We start from the raw sequence: 15222 nt of genomic DNA, 5'->3' as shown, positions 1-15222 counted from the left end.
GGGCGAAAATCTACCGTCTCAGCATTATTCCGACCGAGGCAGCGGTTTGCCCTTGTCGATCACCTCGCGGCAATCGCCCTTGAATATCGCGTTGTCGTAGTCGGTCCAGCCATAACTGTCGACGTAGCGCTTGTGCTGCTTGAACCTCCCATCCAGAAAACTCCATTCCAGCTGCTCCGAGTCATAGCGGATGTCCGCCATGTCCAGCAGTGAATGAAACACGTTTTCGGTGGCAAGCTTTGCATGCCGGTTCTTCTTCAACTGAGTGATCTTCGTCGGATGCGTCTGACGGTACGAATCGGAATACCACACAAGTGCCGGGATATGAAACTCGTATTGCGTATTGTGGCCATGGAAGGCCAGATTGCAGGTGCCGTCGTACAGGGTCTGGCCGTGGTCCGATACGTACATCATCGACGCGATGCGGGTGCTTGATTTCAGTGCGCCGATCACCTGCGACAGGAACCAATCGGTGTACAGAATGGAGTTGTCGTAGCTGTTGTTCAGCTGTGGCTTGAGGGCCGCTTCAGTGTAGGCCGGTTTGTCGATGCCGAAAAGCGACGGCTGCCACTTGTCGAACTCTTGCGGGTAGCGATGGCTGTAATTCCAATGGTTGCCCAATGTGTGCAACACGATCAGCTTCTTCGACGCCGGATCGTCGATGGCGACCTTGAGCGGATCGAGCAGCACGGCATCGAAACTGGAGCCATTGGTGAAGCCGCCGAGATTCAGGAACTGCGTCACATCGGCCTCTCGCGCGAACACCGAGATCGGCGTGTCGAACTGGCCGAACGACATTTGATTGGACAGCCAGTAAGTCTTGAATCCCGCTTCCCTGAATGCGCTCAAAAACGACTTTTCCGAAAAGCCAGCCTTCAGGCTTTGCATCGCCGGCTTGCGCGAAACCAGTACGGGCACCGAAAGCCGCGTCGCGGAAACCGCCGTTACCACGTTCGACAGACTCACCAGGTTTGGTTCGTCCTTCAGCAGGGGATTGGTTTCCCGTTGGTAGCCATTGAGGCTCCAGCGGTCATGGCGCGACGATTCGCCGATCACCATTACCACCACCTGCGGCAGGTCGCTCGCCCCGGCCTGGCTTGCGCCAAATTTGAACCCGCCACTCCTGTCCGCCAGCTGGGCAAGGTACTGTCGTTCTTTCCAGAACGCGTGAATGTGCACCACCAGACCGAACGGCCACGTGGCGCCAAATGTGTCGCGTTCGACCGGCAGCTCTGCCCATCGCGGCAATCCGGGAAACCATGGTGTCGGCTTCCCGCTGGTGGCGGCCGATACCGAGTCATCCGCGTCGCCGGTCGCACTCCGCACTCCGTTCCCCCGCTGATACAGCCATGCGCACAGAATCAGTACCAGCAAGACCAGCGTCACGGCGCGCCAGTGTTTTCCCATATCGAGATCGCGCGTCGCGAGGGCGGCTTTCCAGCTCAATACCCACCACGCCAACACCGCAAGCATTGCTGCTGCCAGCAGCCAGGTGCGATTGCCCAGGAATTCCAGTGCCTCTCTCGGACTCGTCTCGGCAATGATGCCGATGTGGTGTGTCGAAATTCCCTGAGAATAATAGGTTTGCAAATACAGTTCGACCGGCAATGCGATAAAAGCCGGCAGCAGCAGCCAGTGAAATCGCGCGGGACGCTTGAAGATGGCCCAGATGAGGGTCCATGAAACAAGTTCCAGCAAGATGACGCGTTCGGGATTTTCCAGTGTGCGCCGAAATAGCAATGGAGCAACTGGCGCGGCCGACAACACCGCATAGGTAAAGAGGACGAAGAGATTGGCAGGGCAGTGCAAAAAGCGCATGAAGTCGAGCAGAAAAATCGATGGGATGCGGTGCGCATGGCGTGTCGTGTGGAGCGATGCATAGTTTATGCGCAGAAAGATGATTTCGGCCGGCTTCTTTTATGGCGCCAGGAGAGCCTCCCGGAGACGTCTGGCGGGAGGCAATGCATGGCACAACACACCACGCAAGTGTTGGTTGACTAAGGGCGCCAGTAGGGATATACTCGCGAGTTCTCGATTTTAAGCTCCGTCGGGCTTAAGCGTTCTTTGGTCTGCATCTCACCTCTCGTGACGCTTCTTCTCCCTGGTTCTGCAATCGAATCGCGCTTTCACTGCGCATGAAGGATCCCCTCTTGGTCCCGGGCAATCGATTTCGGGGCTGTATTTTTAACGTTGTAATTTTGTTGGATTTAGACCGATGCCAACCATCAATCAACTGATTCGCAAGCCGCGGGTTTCCGCTGTTGTGAAGAGTAAATCGCCGGCGCTGGAAAACAGCCCGCAAAAACGCGGCGTTTGCACCCGTGTTTACACCACGACTCCGAAGAAGCCGAACTCGGCGCTGCGTAAAGTCGCCAAAGTGCGCTTGACCAACGGTTTCGAAGTCATTTCGTACATCGGCGGTGAAGGCCACAACCTGCAAGAACACAGTGTCGTGCTGATTCGCGGCGGTCGTGTGAAGGACTTGCCGGGTGTGCGTTACCACATGGTGCGCGGTGCGCTCGATACGCAAGGCGTGAAGGATCGCAAGCAGTCGCGCTCGAAGTACGGTGCTAAGCGTGCGAAAGCTACCAAGAAGTAATCAAAGTTTCCGCGCGGTGCTTCACTGAGCGGAATGTGAGTCGACCCCGAATGGGTCGAGTAAGTGGGTGATCATGATGGTCATCCCGAGCAAGCGGCAAATCACTCGGTGCCGCGGCTCAACTGAAGAGTGAAAGGAATCGAAATGCCACGTCGTCGTGAAGTCCCGAAACGGGAAATTCTGCCTGATCCGAAATTCGGTAATGTTGAGGTAGCGAAATTCGTCAACGTCCTGATGCTGTCCGGTAAAAAGTCGGTCGCCGAAAACATCATTTACGGTGCGTTTGATCATATCCAGAACAAGTCGGGCAAGGATCCACTCGAAGTGTTCACCGCTGCGATCAACAACTGCAAGCCGATGGTCGAAGTCAAATCCCGCCGCGTCGGTGGTGCCAACTATCAGGTGCCGGTTGAAGTTCGCCCGGTGCGCCGCATGGCGCTGTCCATGCGCTGGCTGCGTGAAGCTGCCAACAAGCGCAGCGAAAAATCCATGCCGCAGCGTTTGGGTGGCGAACTGATGGAGGCCGCAGAAGGTCGCGGCGGTGCGATGAAAAAGCGTGATGAAGTGCACCGTATGGCAGAAGCCAACAAGGCATTCTCGCACTTCCGTTTCTAACAGGCTGGATAACCGCCTTCGCATGTCGAAGGCCTTCATCTATATATGTAACTTGCACAAGCCGGGCACATCCCTTTGATAAAAGCGGCGCCCGGTTTCGTGCATTAAAAGACTTAGGATTAGCTATGGCTCGCAAGACCCCCATTGAGCGCTACCGCAATATCGGTATTTCCGCTCACATTGATGCCGGTAAAACAACCACTACCGAGCGTATCCTGTTCTACACCGGTGTCAATCACAAGCTCGGTGAGGTGCATGACGGCGCGGCCACCATGGACTGGATGGAGCAGGAGCAAGAGCGCGGCATCACGATTACGTCTGCTGCGACGACCTGCTTCTGGAAGGGCATGGCCAGTAATTTCCCCGAACACCACATCAACATCATCGATACCCCGGGCCACGTTGATTTCACCATCGAAGTAGAACGTTCGATGCGCGTGCTTGACGGCGCTTGCATGGTCTACTGCGCCGTGGGCGGTGTGCAGCCACAGTCCGAAACCGTATGGCGTCAAGCCAACAAGTACGGCGTACCGCGTTTGGCGTTCGTCAACAAGATGGACCGTACCGGCGCCAACTTCTTCAAGGTGTACGAACAAATGCGTACCCGTTTGAAGGCCAATCCGATTCCGATGCAAGTGCCTATCGGCGCCGAAGAGAACTTCGAAGGCGTTGTTGATCTGGTCAAGATGAAAGCTGTCTACTGGGACGATGCATCGCAGGGCATGAAGTTCGATTACCGCGATATTCCGGACAATCTCCAGGCTGTCGCCAAGGAGTGGCGCGAGAAGATGGTTGAAGCCGCAGCCGAAGCCAATGAAGATTTGATGAACAAGTACCTTGAAGAAGGTGATCTGACCGAAGCCGAAATCAAGACAGCTATTCGTCAGCGCACGATCGCCGGCGAAATCGTGCCGATGATGTGCGGCACGGCGTTCAAGAACAAGGGCGTGCAGGCAATGTTGGATGGCGTGATTGAATACCTGCCGGCGCCGACCGACATTCCGCCGGTCAAGGGTGTTAGCGAAAGCGAAGAGCCGATCAGCCGTAAGGCCGAAGACTCAGAAAAATTCTCCGCCCTAGCGTTCAAGATCATGACCGATCCGTTCGTCGGCCAGTTGATCTTCTTCCGTGTTTATTCAGGCGTGGTCAATTCCGGCGACACGGTGTTCAATCCGGTCAAGGGCAAGAAAGAGCGCCTCGGCCGTATTCTGCAGATGCATGCAAACCAGCGCGAAGAAATCAAGGAAGTGCGTGCTGGTGATATCGCCGCCGCGGTCGGCCTGAGGGAGGCGACTACCGGAGACACATTGTGCGATCCGGGTTCCGTGATCACGCTTGAGCGCATGGTATTCCCTGAGCCAGTGATTTCGCAGGCTGTCGAACCGAAGACCAAGCAAGACCAGGAAAAAATGGGCCTGGCCCTAAACCGCCTGGCGCAGGAAGACCCGTCGTTCCGCGTCAAAACCGACGAAGAATCGGGTCAGACCATCATTTCCGGTATGGGCGAGTTGCATCTGGAAATTATTGTCGACCGTATGCGCCGCGAATTCAACGTCGAAGCGACTGTCGGCAAACCGCAGGTAGCTTATCGTGAAACGATTCGCAAGACTTGTGAAGAAATCGAAGGCAAATTCGTCAAGCAATCCGGCGGCCGCGGTCAGTACGGTCACGTGGTTTTGAAAATCGAGCCGCAAGAACCGGGCAAGGGTTTTGAGTTCGTTGATGCGATCAAGGGCGGCACCGTGCCGCGCGAATATATTCCTGCGGTCGAAAAGGGTGTTCGCGAAACCTTGACTTCCGGCGTGATGGCGGGCTATCCGGTGGTTGATGTCAAGGTCACGCTGTTCTTCGGTTCGTACCACGACGTCGACTCGAACGAAAACGCGTTCCGCATGGCGGCGTCAATGGCGTTCAAGGACGGCTGCCGCAAGGCCAGCCCGGTGATTCTGGAGCCAATGATGGCAGTCGAAGTGGAAATGCCTGAAGAAAAAATGGGCGACGTGATGGGTGATCTGTCTTCCCGTCGCGGCATGATCCAGGGCATGGACGACATCGCAGGCGGCGGCGGCAAGGTCATTCGCGCCGAAGTGCCGCTGTCCGAAATGTTTGGTTATTCCACCACGCTGCGTTCATTGACTCAAGGTCGTGCAACGTACACGATGGAATTCAAGCACTACTCGGAAGCGCCGAAAAACGTTGCCGATGCAATCGTCACTGCAAAGAGCAAGTAATGCCGTTCCCTATTGCGGGTCAATCGACCCGCAATAGGAGTGTCGCACGGTAAGAAATACCCAATTAACAATTCGTTCTTTTTGAAGGAAATCTAAAATGGCAAAAGGCAAGTTTGAGCGGACCAAACCGCACGTGAATGTGGGCACGATTGGTCACGTTGACCATGGCAAGACCACGCTGACCGCGGCGATCGCGACCGTGCTGTCGAAGAAATTTGGCGGCGAAGCCAAGGCATATGACCAGATCGATGCAGCGCCGGAAGAAAAGGCGCGCGGCATCACGATCAATACCGCACACGTCGAATACGAAACCGCTGCCCGTCACTACGCGCACGTCGACTGCCCGGGTCACGCCGACTATGTCAAGAACATGATCACCGGCGCCGCCCAGATGGATGGCGCGATCCTGGTGTGTTCTGCCGCCGACGGCCCGATGCCGCAAACCCGCGAGCACATCCTGCTGGCGCGTCAGGTCGGTGTGCCGTACATCATCGTGTTCCTGAACAAGTGCGACATGGTTGATGACGCCGAACTGCTCGAGCTGGTCGAAATGGAAGTGCGCGAGCTGCTGTCCAAGTACGAATTCCCGGGCGACGATCTGCCGATCGTCCAGGGTTCGGCCAAGCTGGCTCTTGAGGGCGACACCGGCCCGCTGGGCGAGCAGGCCATCATGAAGCTGGCCGAAGCGCTGGACACCTACATCCCGACCCCGGAGCGTGCGATTGACGGCGCCTTCCTGATGCCGGTCGAAGACGTGTTCTCGATCTCCGGTCGCGGCACCGTGGTGACTGGCCGTGTCGAGCGCGGCATCGTCAAGGTCGGCGAGGAAATCGAAATCGTCGGCATCCGCGATACGCAAAAGACGACTTGCACCGGCGTTGAAATGTTCCGCAAGCTGCTCGACCAGGGCCAGGCTGGCGACAACGTCGGCGTGCTGCTGCGCGGCACCAAGCGGGAAGACGTCGAGCGCGGCCAGGTGCTGGCCAAGCCGGGTTCGATCAAGCCGCACAAGCACTTCACCGGCGAGATCTACGTGCTGAGCAAGGATGAGGGCGGCCGTCACACCCCGTTCTTCAACAACTACCGTCCGCAGTTCTACTTCCGCACCACCGACGTGACCGGTGCGATCGAGCTGCCGGAAGGTAAGGAAATGGTGATGCCGGGCGATAACGTCTCGATCACGGTCAAGCTGATCAATCCGATCGCGATGGAAGAGGGGCTGCGCTTCGCGATCCGCGAAGGCGGCCGTACCGTCGGCGCCGGCGTCGTTGCCAAGATCATCGAGTAAATAGGCTGCAGGATTTCCCGCTCTTTGATTAAACATCGCCGCGAGCGCTTACTCGCTCGCGGCTCGCTCTTTTAAGGAAGAATCATGCAAAACCAGAAAATCCGCATCCGCCTGAAAGCATTCGACTATCGTCTGATCGATCAGTCCGCACTGGAAATCGTTGATACGGCAAAGCGTACTGGCGCCGTGGTCAAGGGCCCAGTTCCGCTGCCGACGCGTATCCAGCGCTTTGACGTGCTGCGTTCCCCGCACGTCAACAAGACTTCGCGCGATCAGTTCGAAATCCGCACTCACCAGCGCCTGATGGACATCGTCGATCCGACCGACAAGACGGTTGACGCGCTGATGAAGCTCGACTTGCCGGCCGGCGTCGATGTCGAAATCAAACTGCAGTAATTGTTATTATGGCCCGACATACCACGATTTTACCGCTTGGTGGTTGTGGAATAAAAAAACGCGGGTTATAATGCTCGGCTTCGGTATTGGTGCGAGAGTTCGTGCCAATGCGTTCTAAGTAGTACAAACATCAGCCCCGCCCAATCGTAGGTGGGAATGGAGAAAACAATGAGCCTAGGCCTTGTTGGTCGCAAGGTTGGTATGATGCGCATCTTCACGGATGACGGGGATACAATTCCTGTTACCGTGCTCGACGTGTCGAACAACCGAGTGGCGCAAATCAAAACTGCCGAAACAGACGGTTATTCCGCTGTTCAGGTTACCTTCGGTCAGCGCCGTGCATCGCGTGTGAATAAAGCCGCAGCCGGCCACCTCGCAAAAGCAGGTGTTGAAGCTGGTACTGTCCTCAAAGAATTTCGTATCGATGCGGCTAAGGCTTCTGAGTTGAAGGCTGGTGACGCCATCGCTGTCAGTCTGTTCGAGGCTGGTCAGAAGGTGGATGTGCAAGGTGTATCCATCGGTAAGGGCTACGCCGGTACGATCAAGCGCTATAACTTCAGTTCCGGTCGCGCAACCCATGGTAACTCCCGTTCGCACAACGTGCCGGGTTCCATCGGTATGGCGCAGGATCCGGGTCGGGTGTTTCCCGGCAAGCGGATGACTGGTCACATGGGTGATGTCACCTGCACCGTGCAGAATCTGGAAATTGCGCGTGTTGATGCTGAGCGTCAGTTGCTGCTGGTCAAGGGGGCTGTTCCAGGTGCGAAGAACGGCCGGGTGGTCGTTCTGCCGGCGGTTAAAGTCAAAGCAAAGAAGGGGGCGTAAGCGATGGAATTGAGTCTCCTGAATGATCAAGGTCAAGCAGCTTCCAATGTGGTGGCGCCGGATACGATTTTCGGTCGCGACTATAACGAGGCATTGATTCATCAAGTGGTCGTTGCTTACCAGGCGAACGCGCGTAGCGGGAATCGCAAGCAAAAAGATCGCGAAGAAGTGCATCACACGACCAAGAAGCCATGGCGCCAAAAGGGTACTGGGCGGGCGCGTGCGGGCATGTCGTCTTCACCTTTGTGGCGTGGAGGCGGTCGTATTTTTCCGAATACGCCGGACGAAAATTTCTCGCACAAAGTCAACAAGAAGATGTATCGCGCAGGTGTCTGCTCGATTCTTTCCCAGTTGGCGCGCGAGGGGCGTCTCTCGGTTGTCGAGGCCTTGTCCGTCGATGCGCCGAAGACCAAATTGTTGTCGCAAAAACTTAAAGGCATGGGTCTGGAGTCTGTGCTGGTAATTACTGACAATCTCGACGAAAATCTGTTGCTCGCTTCGCGCAATCTGCCGAACGTGCTGGTGGTCGAGCCGCGTCATGCTGATCCCGTTTCACTGGTGTTCTACAAGAAGGTCCTGATCACCAAGCCGGCATTGGCAAAGATTGAGGAGATGCTGGCATGAACGCGACTGTAAAGCATAGCGAAGAGCGTCTGATGAAAGTATTGCTGGCTCCGGTAATTTCGGAGAAGGCTACTTTCGTCGCCGAGAAAAATGAGCAAGTTGTTTTCCGTGTTGCTCCGGATGCAACCAAGCCGGAAATCAAGGCGGCTGTTGAGTTGTTGTTCAAGGTACAAGTGGAGTCGGTGCAGGTGTTGAACCGCCAAGGCAAGCAAAAACGCTCTGGCCGTTTCACTGGTCGTCGTAACCACACACGTCAGGCTTATGTTTGCCTAAAGCCGGGCCAGGAAATCAACTTCACCGAGGAGGCTAAATAATGGCACTCGTTAAAGTTAAGCCGACATCGGCCGGTCGTCGTGGCATGGTCAAGGTCGTTAATCCCGACCTGTACAAAGGCCGTCCGTTCGCTGGTCTGGTCGAGAAGAAATCGAAAAGTGCTGGTCGCAATAACAATGGCCATATCACCACTCGTCATATTGGCGGTGGCCATAAGCAACACTATCGTGTGATTGACTTCAGGCGCAATAAGGATGGTATTCCTGCAAAAGTGGAGCGTATTGAATACGATCCAAACCGCACCGCGAATATCGCCCTTTTGTGCTACGCCGATGGTGAGCGTCATTACATCATCGCGACCAAGGGTATGGCGGTTGGTGATCAGTTGATGAATGGTTCGGAAGCCCCGATCAAGTCGGGTAACTGCCTGCCAATTCGTAATATCCCGGTGGGTACGATCCTGCATTGCGTTGAGATGTTGCCCGGCAAGGGTGCGCAAATGGCGCGTACAGCGGGCGCTGGTGTTGTGTTGATGGCGCGTGAGGGTACGTACGCTCAGATTCGTCTGCGCTCTGGCGAAGTTCGTCGTGTGCACATCGAGTGTCGTGCAACGGTCGGTGAAGTCGGTAATGCTGAGCATAGTCTGCGTAAGATCGGTAAGGCAGGTGCAATGCGTTGGCGCGGCGTCCGTCCGACGGTGCGTGGTGTGGTCATGAATCCGGTCGATCACCCACATGGTGGTGGTGAAGGTAAGACAGCCGCAGGCCGTCATCCGGTGTCACCATGGGGGCAGCAAACCAAGGGCAAGAAGACACGTCGCAACAAGCGCACGACTTCAATGATCGTCTCGCGCCGTGGCAAGAAATAAGGGGTAAGACATGACACGTTCATTGAAAAAAGGGCCGTTTTGCGATGCCCATCTGGTCAAGAAGGTTGATGCGGCTCTGGCGTCGAAAGACAAAAAGCCGATCAAGACTTGGTCTCGTCGGTCGACGATCATGCCGGATTTCATTGGTTTGACGATCGCAGTGCATAACGGCAAGCAGCATGTTCCCGTTTATGTTTCCGAGAACATGGTTGGTCACAAGCTCGGTGAGTTTGCGCTGACCCGTACGTTCAAGGGGCATGCCGCTGACAAAAAGGCTAAGAAATAAGGTCCGATATGGAAACTAAAGCTACCCTCCGTGGCGCGCGCCTGTCGGCCCAAAAAGGCCGTCTGGTTGCCGATTTGATCCGCGGTAAAAATGTTGATCAAGCGTTGAACATCCTGAGCTTCAGCCCCAAAAAGGGCGCGGTCATCATCAAGCAGGTTCTGGAGTCCGCAATTGCGAACGCAGAACACAACGATGGTGCGGATATCGACGAATTGAAAGTGAAGACGATCTATGTCGAGAAGGGCTCGGTTCTGAAGCGTTTCATCGCCCGCGCTAAAGGGCGTGGTGATCGTATCTCGAAGCAAACCTGTCACATCTACGTGACTGTCGGTAACTAAGGAGTCACGATGGGACAGAAAATTCATCCGACCGGTTTCCGGCTTGCGGTTACGCGTAACTGGGGTTCCCGTTGGTACGCTGGCAATAGCAACTTTGCCAGCATGCTCAACGAGGATCTTGATGTTCGTGCGTATCTGAAAAAGAAACTGAAGAATGCTTCCGTGGGTCGCGTCATCATTGAGCGTCCGGCCAAGAATGCCCGTATCACGATTTTCAGCTCGCGTCCGGGTGTTGTTATCGGCAAGAAGGGCGAGGATATCGAACTATTGAAATCCGATCTCGCGAAGCTGATGGGCGTGCCGGTGCATGTGAATATCGAAGAGATTCGCAAGCCGGAAGTTGATGCACAGTTGATCGCTGACTCGATCGCGCAGCAGCTTGAAAAGCGCATCATGTTCCGTCGCGCCATGAAGCGTGCAATGCAGAACGCAATGCGTTTGGGTGCGCAAGGCATCAAGATCATGTCGTCCGGCCGTCTGAACGGGATCGAAATCGCTCGCAAGGAATGGTACCGTGAAGGTCGCGTGCCTCTGCATACATTGCGTGCCGATATCGATTATGGTTTCGGCGAAGCGGAAACGACCTACGGCATTATTGGTATCAAGGTTTGGGTCTACAAGGGTGATCGATTGGCCAGCGGTGAAGCGCCGACCATCGAGACTCCTTCCGATGAGGACAAGAAGCGTCGTGGCCCGCGCCGTGACGATGGAAAGCCGGGCGGCCGTCCTCGTGCCAAGAAGGAGGGCGAAACTGGTGCCGTTAGTCCGGCGGCCAAGCGTGTTCGTGCTCCCAAGAAGGCTGATGGCGCAGCGCCGGCTGAGAAAGCAGGAGAATAACCATGCTGCAACCAGCACGTAGAAAGTATCGTAAAGAGCAAAAAGGCCGCAACAAGGGCATTTCCCATGAGCGCGGTACAGCCGTGTCTTTCGGCGAGTTTGGTCTCAAAGCGGTCGGGCGCGGTCGTATCACGGCTCGTCAAATTGAGGCGGCTCGTCGCGCAATGACTCGTCACATCAAGCGCGGCGGTCGTATTTGGATTCGCATATTCCCCGACAAGCCAATTTCCCAGAAACCCGCTGAAGTACGTATGGGTAACGGAAAAGGTAACCCGGAATATTACGTGGCTGAGATCCAGCCGGGCAAGGTGCTGTACGAGATGGACGGTGTTGATGAGGCGCTGGCACGCGAGGCATTCCGTTTGGCTGCGGCCAAACTGCCGCTGTCGACGACCTTTGTTGTCCGTCAAGTTGGCCAATAACAGGAGTGAAACATGAAAGCATCTGAACTCCGTGGCAAGGATCAGGAAGCTCTGAAAAAGGAGCTCAACGAACTGCTCAGGGCGCAATTCAGTCTGCGTATGCAGGTGGCGACACAGCAACTGAATAACACGGCTCAACTCAAGAAGGTGCGCCGCGATATCGCGCGCGTGAAAACGGTCATGAACCAGAAGGACGCCAAGTAATGAACGATCAAGTGAAACAGGCGCTCAAGCGCACGCTGATTGGCAAGGTGGTTTCCGATAAGATGGACAAAACTGTCACCGTTTTGGTTGAGCGTCGCGTCAAGCATCCGCTGTACGGAAAGATTGTAGTGCGCTCGAACAAGTATCATGCGCATGATGAGTCTAATCAAGCGAAGGAAGGCGATACCGTTGAGATTCAAGAAGGTCGTCCGATTTCCAAGACGAAAGCATGGTCGGTGACTCGCGTAGTTCAAGTTGCACAGGTTGTCTAAATAATTGTTGCGGGCCCGGCATTTTGCTGGCATAATGCTGGGCTTGGTCCTCTCCGTTGTTTTATGGGGGCAAGTTGTGGTGTGCGCAGTTTGAGAGTTTTGGCAATTGCTTAGATCTGCTGCGTGAGATGTTTTGCAGTGGGTTTTTATGACCGTCCACCTAATCGGCGTGGCTTCGTTAAGTCGGCTGACAGGACCAAGACTGACCGCGAGCCCGAGTGGGTGGTTGAGCGGATTAAGTTGGGAAAGAAAATACTATGATTCAAACTGAAAGCCGGCTCGAAGTGGCCGATAACACTGGTGCGCGCGAAGTTATGTGCATCAAGGTGCTTGGTGGTTCCAAGCGTCGTTATGCCAGCATTGGTGACGTCATCAAGGTGACGGTTAAGGTGGCCGCTCCGCGCGGCCGTGTCAAGAAGGGCGAAATCTACAATGCTGTCGTTGTTCGCACTGCAAAGGGTGTGCGTCGTCAGGATGGTTCGTTGGTCAAATTTGATGGCAATGCGGCTGTCTTATTGAATGCAAAGCTTGAGCCGATTGGTACGCGTATTTTCGGCCCGGTGACGCGTGAGTTGCGTACTGAGCGGTTCATGAAGATCGTGTCGCTCGCGCCTGAAGTTCTGTAAGGAGTCGTGATGAGCAAGATTCGTAAAGACGACGAAGTTATTGTCTTGGTTGGTAAGGACAAGGGCAAGCGCGGTGTGGTTAAGCAGCGCGTAGATGAAAATTACATCGTGGTTGAGGGTGTTAATGTCGCCAAGAAGGCGGTGCGTCCGAATCCCATGGTGGGTACGACTGGTGGCATCGTTGATAAGTTGATGCCAATTCATGTGTCCAACGTTGCATTGTTCAATGCGACGACTGGCAAGGCAGATCGCGCTGGCTTCAAGGTGGTGGATGGTAAAAAAGTCCGCCTCTACAAGTCCAGCGGTGAAGTTGTTAAGGTGTAAGACATCATGGCTCGTCTCCAGCAATTTTATAAAGAAAAAGTCGTTGCCGGCTTGACCGAAAAATTCGGTTACAAATCGGTAATGGAGGTGCCGCGTCTGACAAAGATTACCTTGAATATGGGGTTGTCTGAGGCTGTTGCGGATAAGAAGATCATCGAGCATGCCGTTGGCGACTTGACAAAGATTGCCGGTCAAAAGCCTGTGGTGACCAAGGCGCGCAAGGCTATCGCTGGTTTCAAGATTCGTGAGGGTTATCCGATCGGCTGCATGGTGACGCTGCGTGGTGCTCGCATGTATGAGTTTCTTGATCGTTTGATCACTGTTGCTCTGCCGCGTGTGCGTGACTTCCGTGGCGTTTCTGGTCGTTCGTTTGATGGGCGCGGCAACTACAACATCGGTGTGAAAGAGCAAATCATCTTTCCTGAAATCGAATACGACAAGATCGATGCGCTGCGTGGCATGAATATCAGTATCACCACGACTGCGAAGACCGACGATGAGGCAAAAGCGCTTCTCGCCGCATTTAAATTTCCGTTCAGAAACTGAGGCTGCCATGGCAAAACTGGCACTGATTAACCGTGAACAAAAGCGCGCAGATCTCGTGAAGAAGTATTCTGCGAAGCGCGCTGAGTTGAAGGCAATCATTGAAGATCAATCAAGGTCGGAAGAAGAGCGCTATGAGGCTCGCTTGAAACTGCAGGCATTGCCGCGTAATGCGAATCCGACCCGTCAACGCAACCGTTGCCAATTGACGGGACGTCCGCGCGGTACGTTCCGCAAGTTCGGTCTCGGTCGTATCAAGCTCCGTGAAATCGCCATGCGTGGTGAAATTCCGGGTATGACTAAAGCTAGCTGGTAATAGGAGAACAAGCAATGAGTATGAGCGATCCTATCGCCGATATGCTGACCCGTATCCGTAATGCACAAGGTGTGCAGAAGATGACTGTCGCAATGCCTTCTTCTAAAGTAAAGGTTGCGATTGCCAATGTCTTGAAGGACGAGGGCTACATTGAAGATTTTTCTGTAGTCGAGACGGCTGGCAAGGCAGAGTTGAAAATCGGCCTGAAATACTATTCCGGACGTCCGGTCATTGAGCGCTTGGAGCGTGTATCTCGTCCAGGGCTGCGCATCTATAAGGGCAAGAATGAGATCCCGAATGTGATGAATGGCTTGGGAGTGGCGATTGTGTCCACGCCAAAGGGTGTCATGACTGATCGCAAAGCTCGCGCAACCGGCATCGGTGGCGAAGTGATTTGCTACGTGGCCTAAGGAGTGCAAGATGTCTCGTGTAGGTAAAATGCCAATAGCGCTGCCGCAAGGGGTTGATGTTAATGCCACTTCGGAGCTCTTCACAGTAAAAGGCCCGTTGGGGCAGCTTACTCTTCCGCTTACGGGCTTGGTCAAGATTGCGAGCGACAATGGTACGCTGACGTTCGAGCCGGCGAATGATAGTCGTGAAGCGAATGCAATGTCGGGAACGGTTCGTGCGTTGGTCAATAACATGGTCAATGGCGTAACCAAAGGCTTCGAGAGAAAGCTGAGTCTTGTCGGTGTGGGATACAGGGCGCAAGCGCAAGGCGATAAGTTGAATCTTTCACTTGGTTTCTCGCACCCGGTCGTTCATTTGATGCCTCAAGGCGTAAAGTGTGAAACGCCGTCGCAGACCGAAATTGTAATCAAAGGTATAGACAAGCAGAAGGTCGGTCAGACTGCTGCTGAGGTCCGTGCGTATCGCAGTCCTGAGCCTTATAAAGGCAAGGGCGTCCGCTATGTGGACGAAGTGGTGACGCTTAAAGAAACCAAGAAGAAGTAATAGGGGTTGACGATGGACAAGAAACAATCACGTCTGCGTCGTGCACGTCAAACACGTGCCAAGATTGCAGAGTTAAAGGTGAACCGTCTTGCGGTGCATCGGACCAACCTGCATATTTACGCGAATATCATCGGACCAGATGCAAAAATATTGGCTTCTGCGTCGACGCTCGAGGCGGAAGTGCGCCAAGAGCTGGCAGGAAAGTCCGGCAAGGGCGGAAATGCAGCGGCAGCGGCTTTGGTTGGCAAGCGCGTTGCAGAGAAAGCACTGAAAGCGGGGATTGCTGAAGTGGCATTTGATCGCTCCGGCTTCCGTTATCACGGCCGAGTCAAGGCAGTCGCGGAAGCCGCGCGCGAAGCCGGTTTGAAGTTCTAAGGAAAT

Annotated in this window: 23 protein-coding genes; 22 read left to right on the top strand and 1 reads right to left on the bottom strand. The window is 54.8% G+C overall.

Translation table 11 applies throughout. From position 1 onward, the window contains the following. Positions 1-24 precede the first annotated feature (24 nt). Positions 25-1698 (bottom strand): phosphoethanolamine transferase, encoded by a 1674-nt coding sequence (locus tag D3870_RS16240; protein ID WP_340638448.1) that lies wholly within the window; start codon positions 1696-1698, stop codon positions 25-27. Positions 1699-2215: 517 nt separating this feature from the next. Between D3870_RS16240 and rpsL the strand changes: the two genes are divergently transcribed. The 22 genes from rpsL to rplR all read left to right on the top strand — a co-directional run bounded on the left by rpsL (position 2216) and on the right by rplR (position 15216). Further along, positions 2216-2599, top strand: coding sequence for a 30S ribosomal protein S12 (gene rpsL, locus D3870_RS16235; protein WP_119740702.1), 384 nt, complete (start codon positions 2216-2218; stop codon positions 2597-2599). A 144-nt stretch (positions 2600-2743) separates the two neighbouring features. Then, complete coding sequence (gene rpsG / locus D3870_RS16230; protein ID WP_119740700.1) at positions 2744-3214, top strand: 30S ribosomal protein S7; 471 nt, start codon at positions 2744-2746, stop codon at positions 3212-3214. A 125-nt stretch (positions 3215-3339) separates the two neighbouring features. Next, positions 3340-5445: an elongation factor G gene (gene fusA, locus D3870_RS16225; protein WP_119740698.1), complete on the top strand. Its 2106-nt coding sequence runs from the start codon at positions 3340-3342 to the stop codon at positions 5443-5445. Between the two features lie 97 nt (positions 5446-5542). Then, positions 5543-6733, top strand: a complete 1191-nt coding sequence (tuf, locus tag D3870_RS16220; RefSeq protein WP_119740696.1) for an elongation factor Tu — start codon at positions 5543-5545, stop codon at positions 6731-6733. Between the two features lie 84 nt (positions 6734-6817). Further along, entirely contained in the window at positions 6818-7129 is a 312-nt protein-coding gene (rpsJ, locus tag D3870_RS16215) for a 30S ribosomal protein S10 (RefSeq protein ID WP_089400500.1), read from the top strand. Positions 7130-7285: 156 nt separating this feature from the next. Further along, positions 7286-7954, top strand: a complete 669-nt coding sequence (gene rplC, locus D3870_RS16210; RefSeq protein ID WP_199710676.1) for a 50S ribosomal protein L3 — start codon at positions 7286-7288, stop codon at positions 7952-7954. A 3-nt stretch (positions 7955-7957) separates the two neighbouring features. Next, the gene (gene rplD / locus D3870_RS16205) at positions 7958-8578 is read left to right on the top strand and encodes a 50S ribosomal protein L4 (protein WP_119740694.1); all 621 of its coding nucleotides are present in this window, start codon (positions 7958-7960) and stop codon (positions 8576-8578) included. After that, positions 8575-8892 carry a 50S ribosomal protein L23 gene (gene rplW / locus D3870_RS16200; RefSeq protein WP_119740692.1) on the top strand — a complete coding sequence of 106 codons (318 nt, stop codon included), beginning with the start codon at positions 8575-8577 and terminating at the stop codon, positions 8890-8892. Before rplD ends, rplW begins: the two co-directional genes overlap by 4 nt. Beyond that, positions 8892-9719, top strand: a complete 828-nt coding sequence (gene rplB, locus D3870_RS16195) for a 50S ribosomal protein L2 (RefSeq protein WP_119740690.1) — start codon at positions 8892-8894, stop codon at positions 9717-9719. Before rplW ends, rplB begins: the two co-directional genes overlap by 1 nt. A gap of 10 nt (positions 9720-9729) precedes the next feature. Beyond that, on the top strand, positions 9730-10005 hold the full coding sequence (gene rpsS, locus D3870_RS16190) for a 30S ribosomal protein S19 (RefSeq protein WP_119740688.1): 276 nt from the start codon (positions 9730-9732) through the stop codon (positions 10003-10005). 8 nt (positions 10006-10013) lie between these two features. Continuing rightward, positions 10014-10343: a 50S ribosomal protein L22 gene (rplV, locus tag D3870_RS16185; RefSeq protein ID WP_119740686.1), complete on the top strand. Its 330-nt coding sequence runs from the start codon at positions 10014-10016 to the stop codon at positions 10341-10343. A 9-nt stretch (positions 10344-10352) separates the two neighbouring features. Next, positions 10353-11180 (top strand): 30S ribosomal protein S3, encoded by an 828-nt coding sequence (gene rpsC / locus D3870_RS16180; RefSeq protein ID WP_119740684.1) that lies wholly within the window; start codon positions 10353-10355, stop codon positions 11178-11180. A gap of 2 nt (positions 11181-11182) precedes the next feature. Further along, on the top strand, positions 11183-11602 hold the full coding sequence (gene rplP, locus D3870_RS16175) for a 50S ribosomal protein L16 (protein WP_119740683.1): 420 nt from the start codon (positions 11183-11185) through the stop codon (positions 11600-11602). Between the two features lie 12 nt (positions 11603-11614). Continuing rightward, positions 11615-11806, top strand: a complete 192-nt coding sequence (rpmC, locus tag D3870_RS16170; protein WP_119740681.1) for a 50S ribosomal protein L29 — start codon at positions 11615-11617, stop codon at positions 11804-11806. Beyond that, complete coding sequence (gene rpsQ / locus D3870_RS16165; protein WP_119740680.1) at positions 11806-12078, top strand: 30S ribosomal protein S17; 273 nt, start codon at positions 11806-11808, stop codon at positions 12076-12078. Before rpmC ends, rpsQ begins: the two co-directional genes overlap by 1 nt. Positions 12079-12335: 257 nt before the next feature. Continuing rightward, positions 12336-12704 (top strand): 50S ribosomal protein L14, encoded by a 369-nt coding sequence (gene rplN / locus D3870_RS16160; RefSeq protein WP_014004403.1) that lies wholly within the window; start codon positions 12336-12338, stop codon positions 12702-12704. 9 nt (positions 12705-12713) lie between these two features. Further along, complete coding sequence (gene rplX / locus D3870_RS16155) at positions 12714-13028, top strand: 50S ribosomal protein L24 (RefSeq protein WP_119740678.1); 315 nt, start codon at positions 12714-12716, stop codon at positions 13026-13028. Positions 13029-13034: 6 nt separating this feature from the next. Next, entirely contained in the window at positions 13035-13574 is a 540-nt protein-coding gene (gene rplE, locus D3870_RS16150) for a 50S ribosomal protein L5 (RefSeq protein WP_119740676.1), read from the top strand. 7 nt (positions 13575-13581) lie between these two features. After that, entirely contained in the window at positions 13582-13887 is a 306-nt protein-coding gene (gene rpsN / locus D3870_RS16145) for a 30S ribosomal protein S14 (protein WP_119740674.1), read from the top strand. 14 nt (positions 13888-13901) lie between these two features. Beyond that, a complete protein-coding gene (gene rpsH / locus D3870_RS16140; protein ID WP_119740672.1) occupies positions 13902-14297 on the top strand; it encodes a 30S ribosomal protein S8 in 396 nt (131 codons plus the stop codon). Positions 14298-14307: 10 nt separating this feature from the next. Further along, on the top strand, positions 14308-14841 hold the full coding sequence (rplF, locus tag D3870_RS16135; RefSeq protein WP_119740670.1) for a 50S ribosomal protein L6: 534 nt from the start codon (positions 14308-14310) through the stop codon (positions 14839-14841). A gap of 12 nt (positions 14842-14853) precedes the next feature. Next, complete coding sequence (rplR, locus tag D3870_RS16130; protein ID WP_119740668.1) at positions 14854-15216, top strand: 50S ribosomal protein L18; 363 nt, start codon at positions 14854-14856, stop codon at positions 15214-15216. Positions 15217-15222: the final 6 nt, after the last annotated feature.

Source organism: Noviherbaspirillum cavernae, assembly GCF_003590875.1.
GTDB lineage: Bacteria > Pseudomonadota > Gammaproteobacteria > Burkholderiales > Burkholderiaceae_D > Noviherbaspirillum > Noviherbaspirillum cavernae.
The sequence above is the reverse complement of the archived record's forward strand: the minus strand, read 5'-3'. Positions and strand labels throughout refer to the sequence as shown.

Excerpts from the sequence above, each read along its gene's own strand:
- tuf (WP_119740696.1), top strand. The coding sequence starts at position 5,543 with ATGGCAAAAGGCAAGTTTGAGCGGACCAAACCGCACGTGAATGTGGGC.
- rplV (WP_119740686.1), top strand. The coding sequence starts at position 10,014 with ATGGAAACTAAAGCTACCCTCCGTGGCGCGCGCCTGTCGGCCCAAAAA.
- rplF (WP_119740670.1), top strand. The coding sequence starts at position 14,308 with ATGTCTCGTGTAGGTAAAATGCCAATAGCGCTGCCGCAAGGGGTTGAT.
- rplC (WP_199710676.1), top strand. The coding sequence starts at position 7,286 with ATGGAGAAAACAATGAGCCTAGGCCTTGTTGGTCGCAAGGTTGGTATG.
- rpsL (WP_119740702.1), top strand. The coding sequence starts at position 2,216 with ATGCCAACCATCAATCAACTGATTCGCAAGCCGCGGGTTTCCGCTGTT.
- rpsS (WP_119740688.1), top strand. The coding sequence starts at position 9,730 with ATGACACGTTCATTGAAAAAAGGGCCGTTTTGCGATGCCCATCTGGTC.
- rpsC (WP_119740684.1), top strand. The coding sequence starts at position 10,353 with ATGGGACAGAAAATTCATCCGACCGGTTTCCGGCTTGCGGTTACGCGT.
- fusA (WP_119740698.1), top strand. The coding sequence starts at position 3,340 with ATGGCTCGCAAGACCCCCATTGAGCGCTACCGCAATATCGGTATTTCC.
- rpsJ (WP_089400500.1), top strand. The coding sequence starts at position 6,818 with ATGCAAAACCAGAAAATCCGCATCCGCCTGAAAGCATTCGACTATCGT.
- rplN (WP_014004403.1), top strand. The coding sequence starts at position 12,336 with ATGATTCAAACTGAAAGCCGGCTCGAAGTGGCCGATAACACTGGTGCG.
- rpsQ (WP_119740680.1), top strand. The coding sequence starts at position 11,806 with ATGAACGATCAAGTGAAACAGGCGCTCAAGCGCACGCTGATTGGCAAG.
- rpsG (WP_119740700.1), top strand. The coding sequence starts at position 2,744 with ATGCCACGTCGTCGTGAAGTCCCGAAACGGGAAATTCTGCCTGATCCG.
- rplW (WP_119740692.1), top strand. The coding sequence starts at position 8,575 with ATGAACGCGACTGTAAAGCATAGCGAAGAGCGTCTGATGAAAGTATTG.
- rplR (WP_119740668.1), top strand. The coding sequence starts at position 14,854 with ATGGACAAGAAACAATCACGTCTGCGTCGTGCACGTCAAACACGTGCC.
- rplD (WP_119740694.1), top strand. The coding sequence starts at position 7,958 with ATGGAATTGAGTCTCCTGAATGATCAAGGTCAAGCAGCTTCCAATGTG.
- rpsH (WP_119740672.1), top strand. The coding sequence starts at position 13,902 with ATGAGTATGAGCGATCCTATCGCCGATATGCTGACCCGTATCCGTAAT.
- rpmC (WP_119740681.1), top strand. The coding sequence starts at position 11,615 with ATGAAAGCATCTGAACTCCGTGGCAAGGATCAGGAAGCTCTGAAAAAG.
- rpsN (WP_119740674.1), top strand. The coding sequence starts at position 13,582 with ATGGCAAAACTGGCACTGATTAACCGTGAACAAAAGCGCGCAGATCTC.
- rplX (WP_119740678.1), top strand. The coding sequence starts at position 12,714 with ATGAGCAAGATTCGTAAAGACGACGAAGTTATTGTCTTGGTTGGTAAG.
- rplB (WP_119740690.1), top strand. The coding sequence starts at position 8,892 with ATGGCACTCGTTAAAGTTAAGCCGACATCGGCCGGTCGTCGTGGCATG.
- rplE (WP_119740676.1), top strand. The coding sequence starts at position 13,035 with ATGGCTCGTCTCCAGCAATTTTATAAAGAAAAAGTCGTTGCCGGCTTG.
- rplP (WP_119740683.1), top strand. The coding sequence starts at position 11,183 with ATGCTGCAACCAGCACGTAGAAAGTATCGTAAAGAGCAAAAAGGCCGC.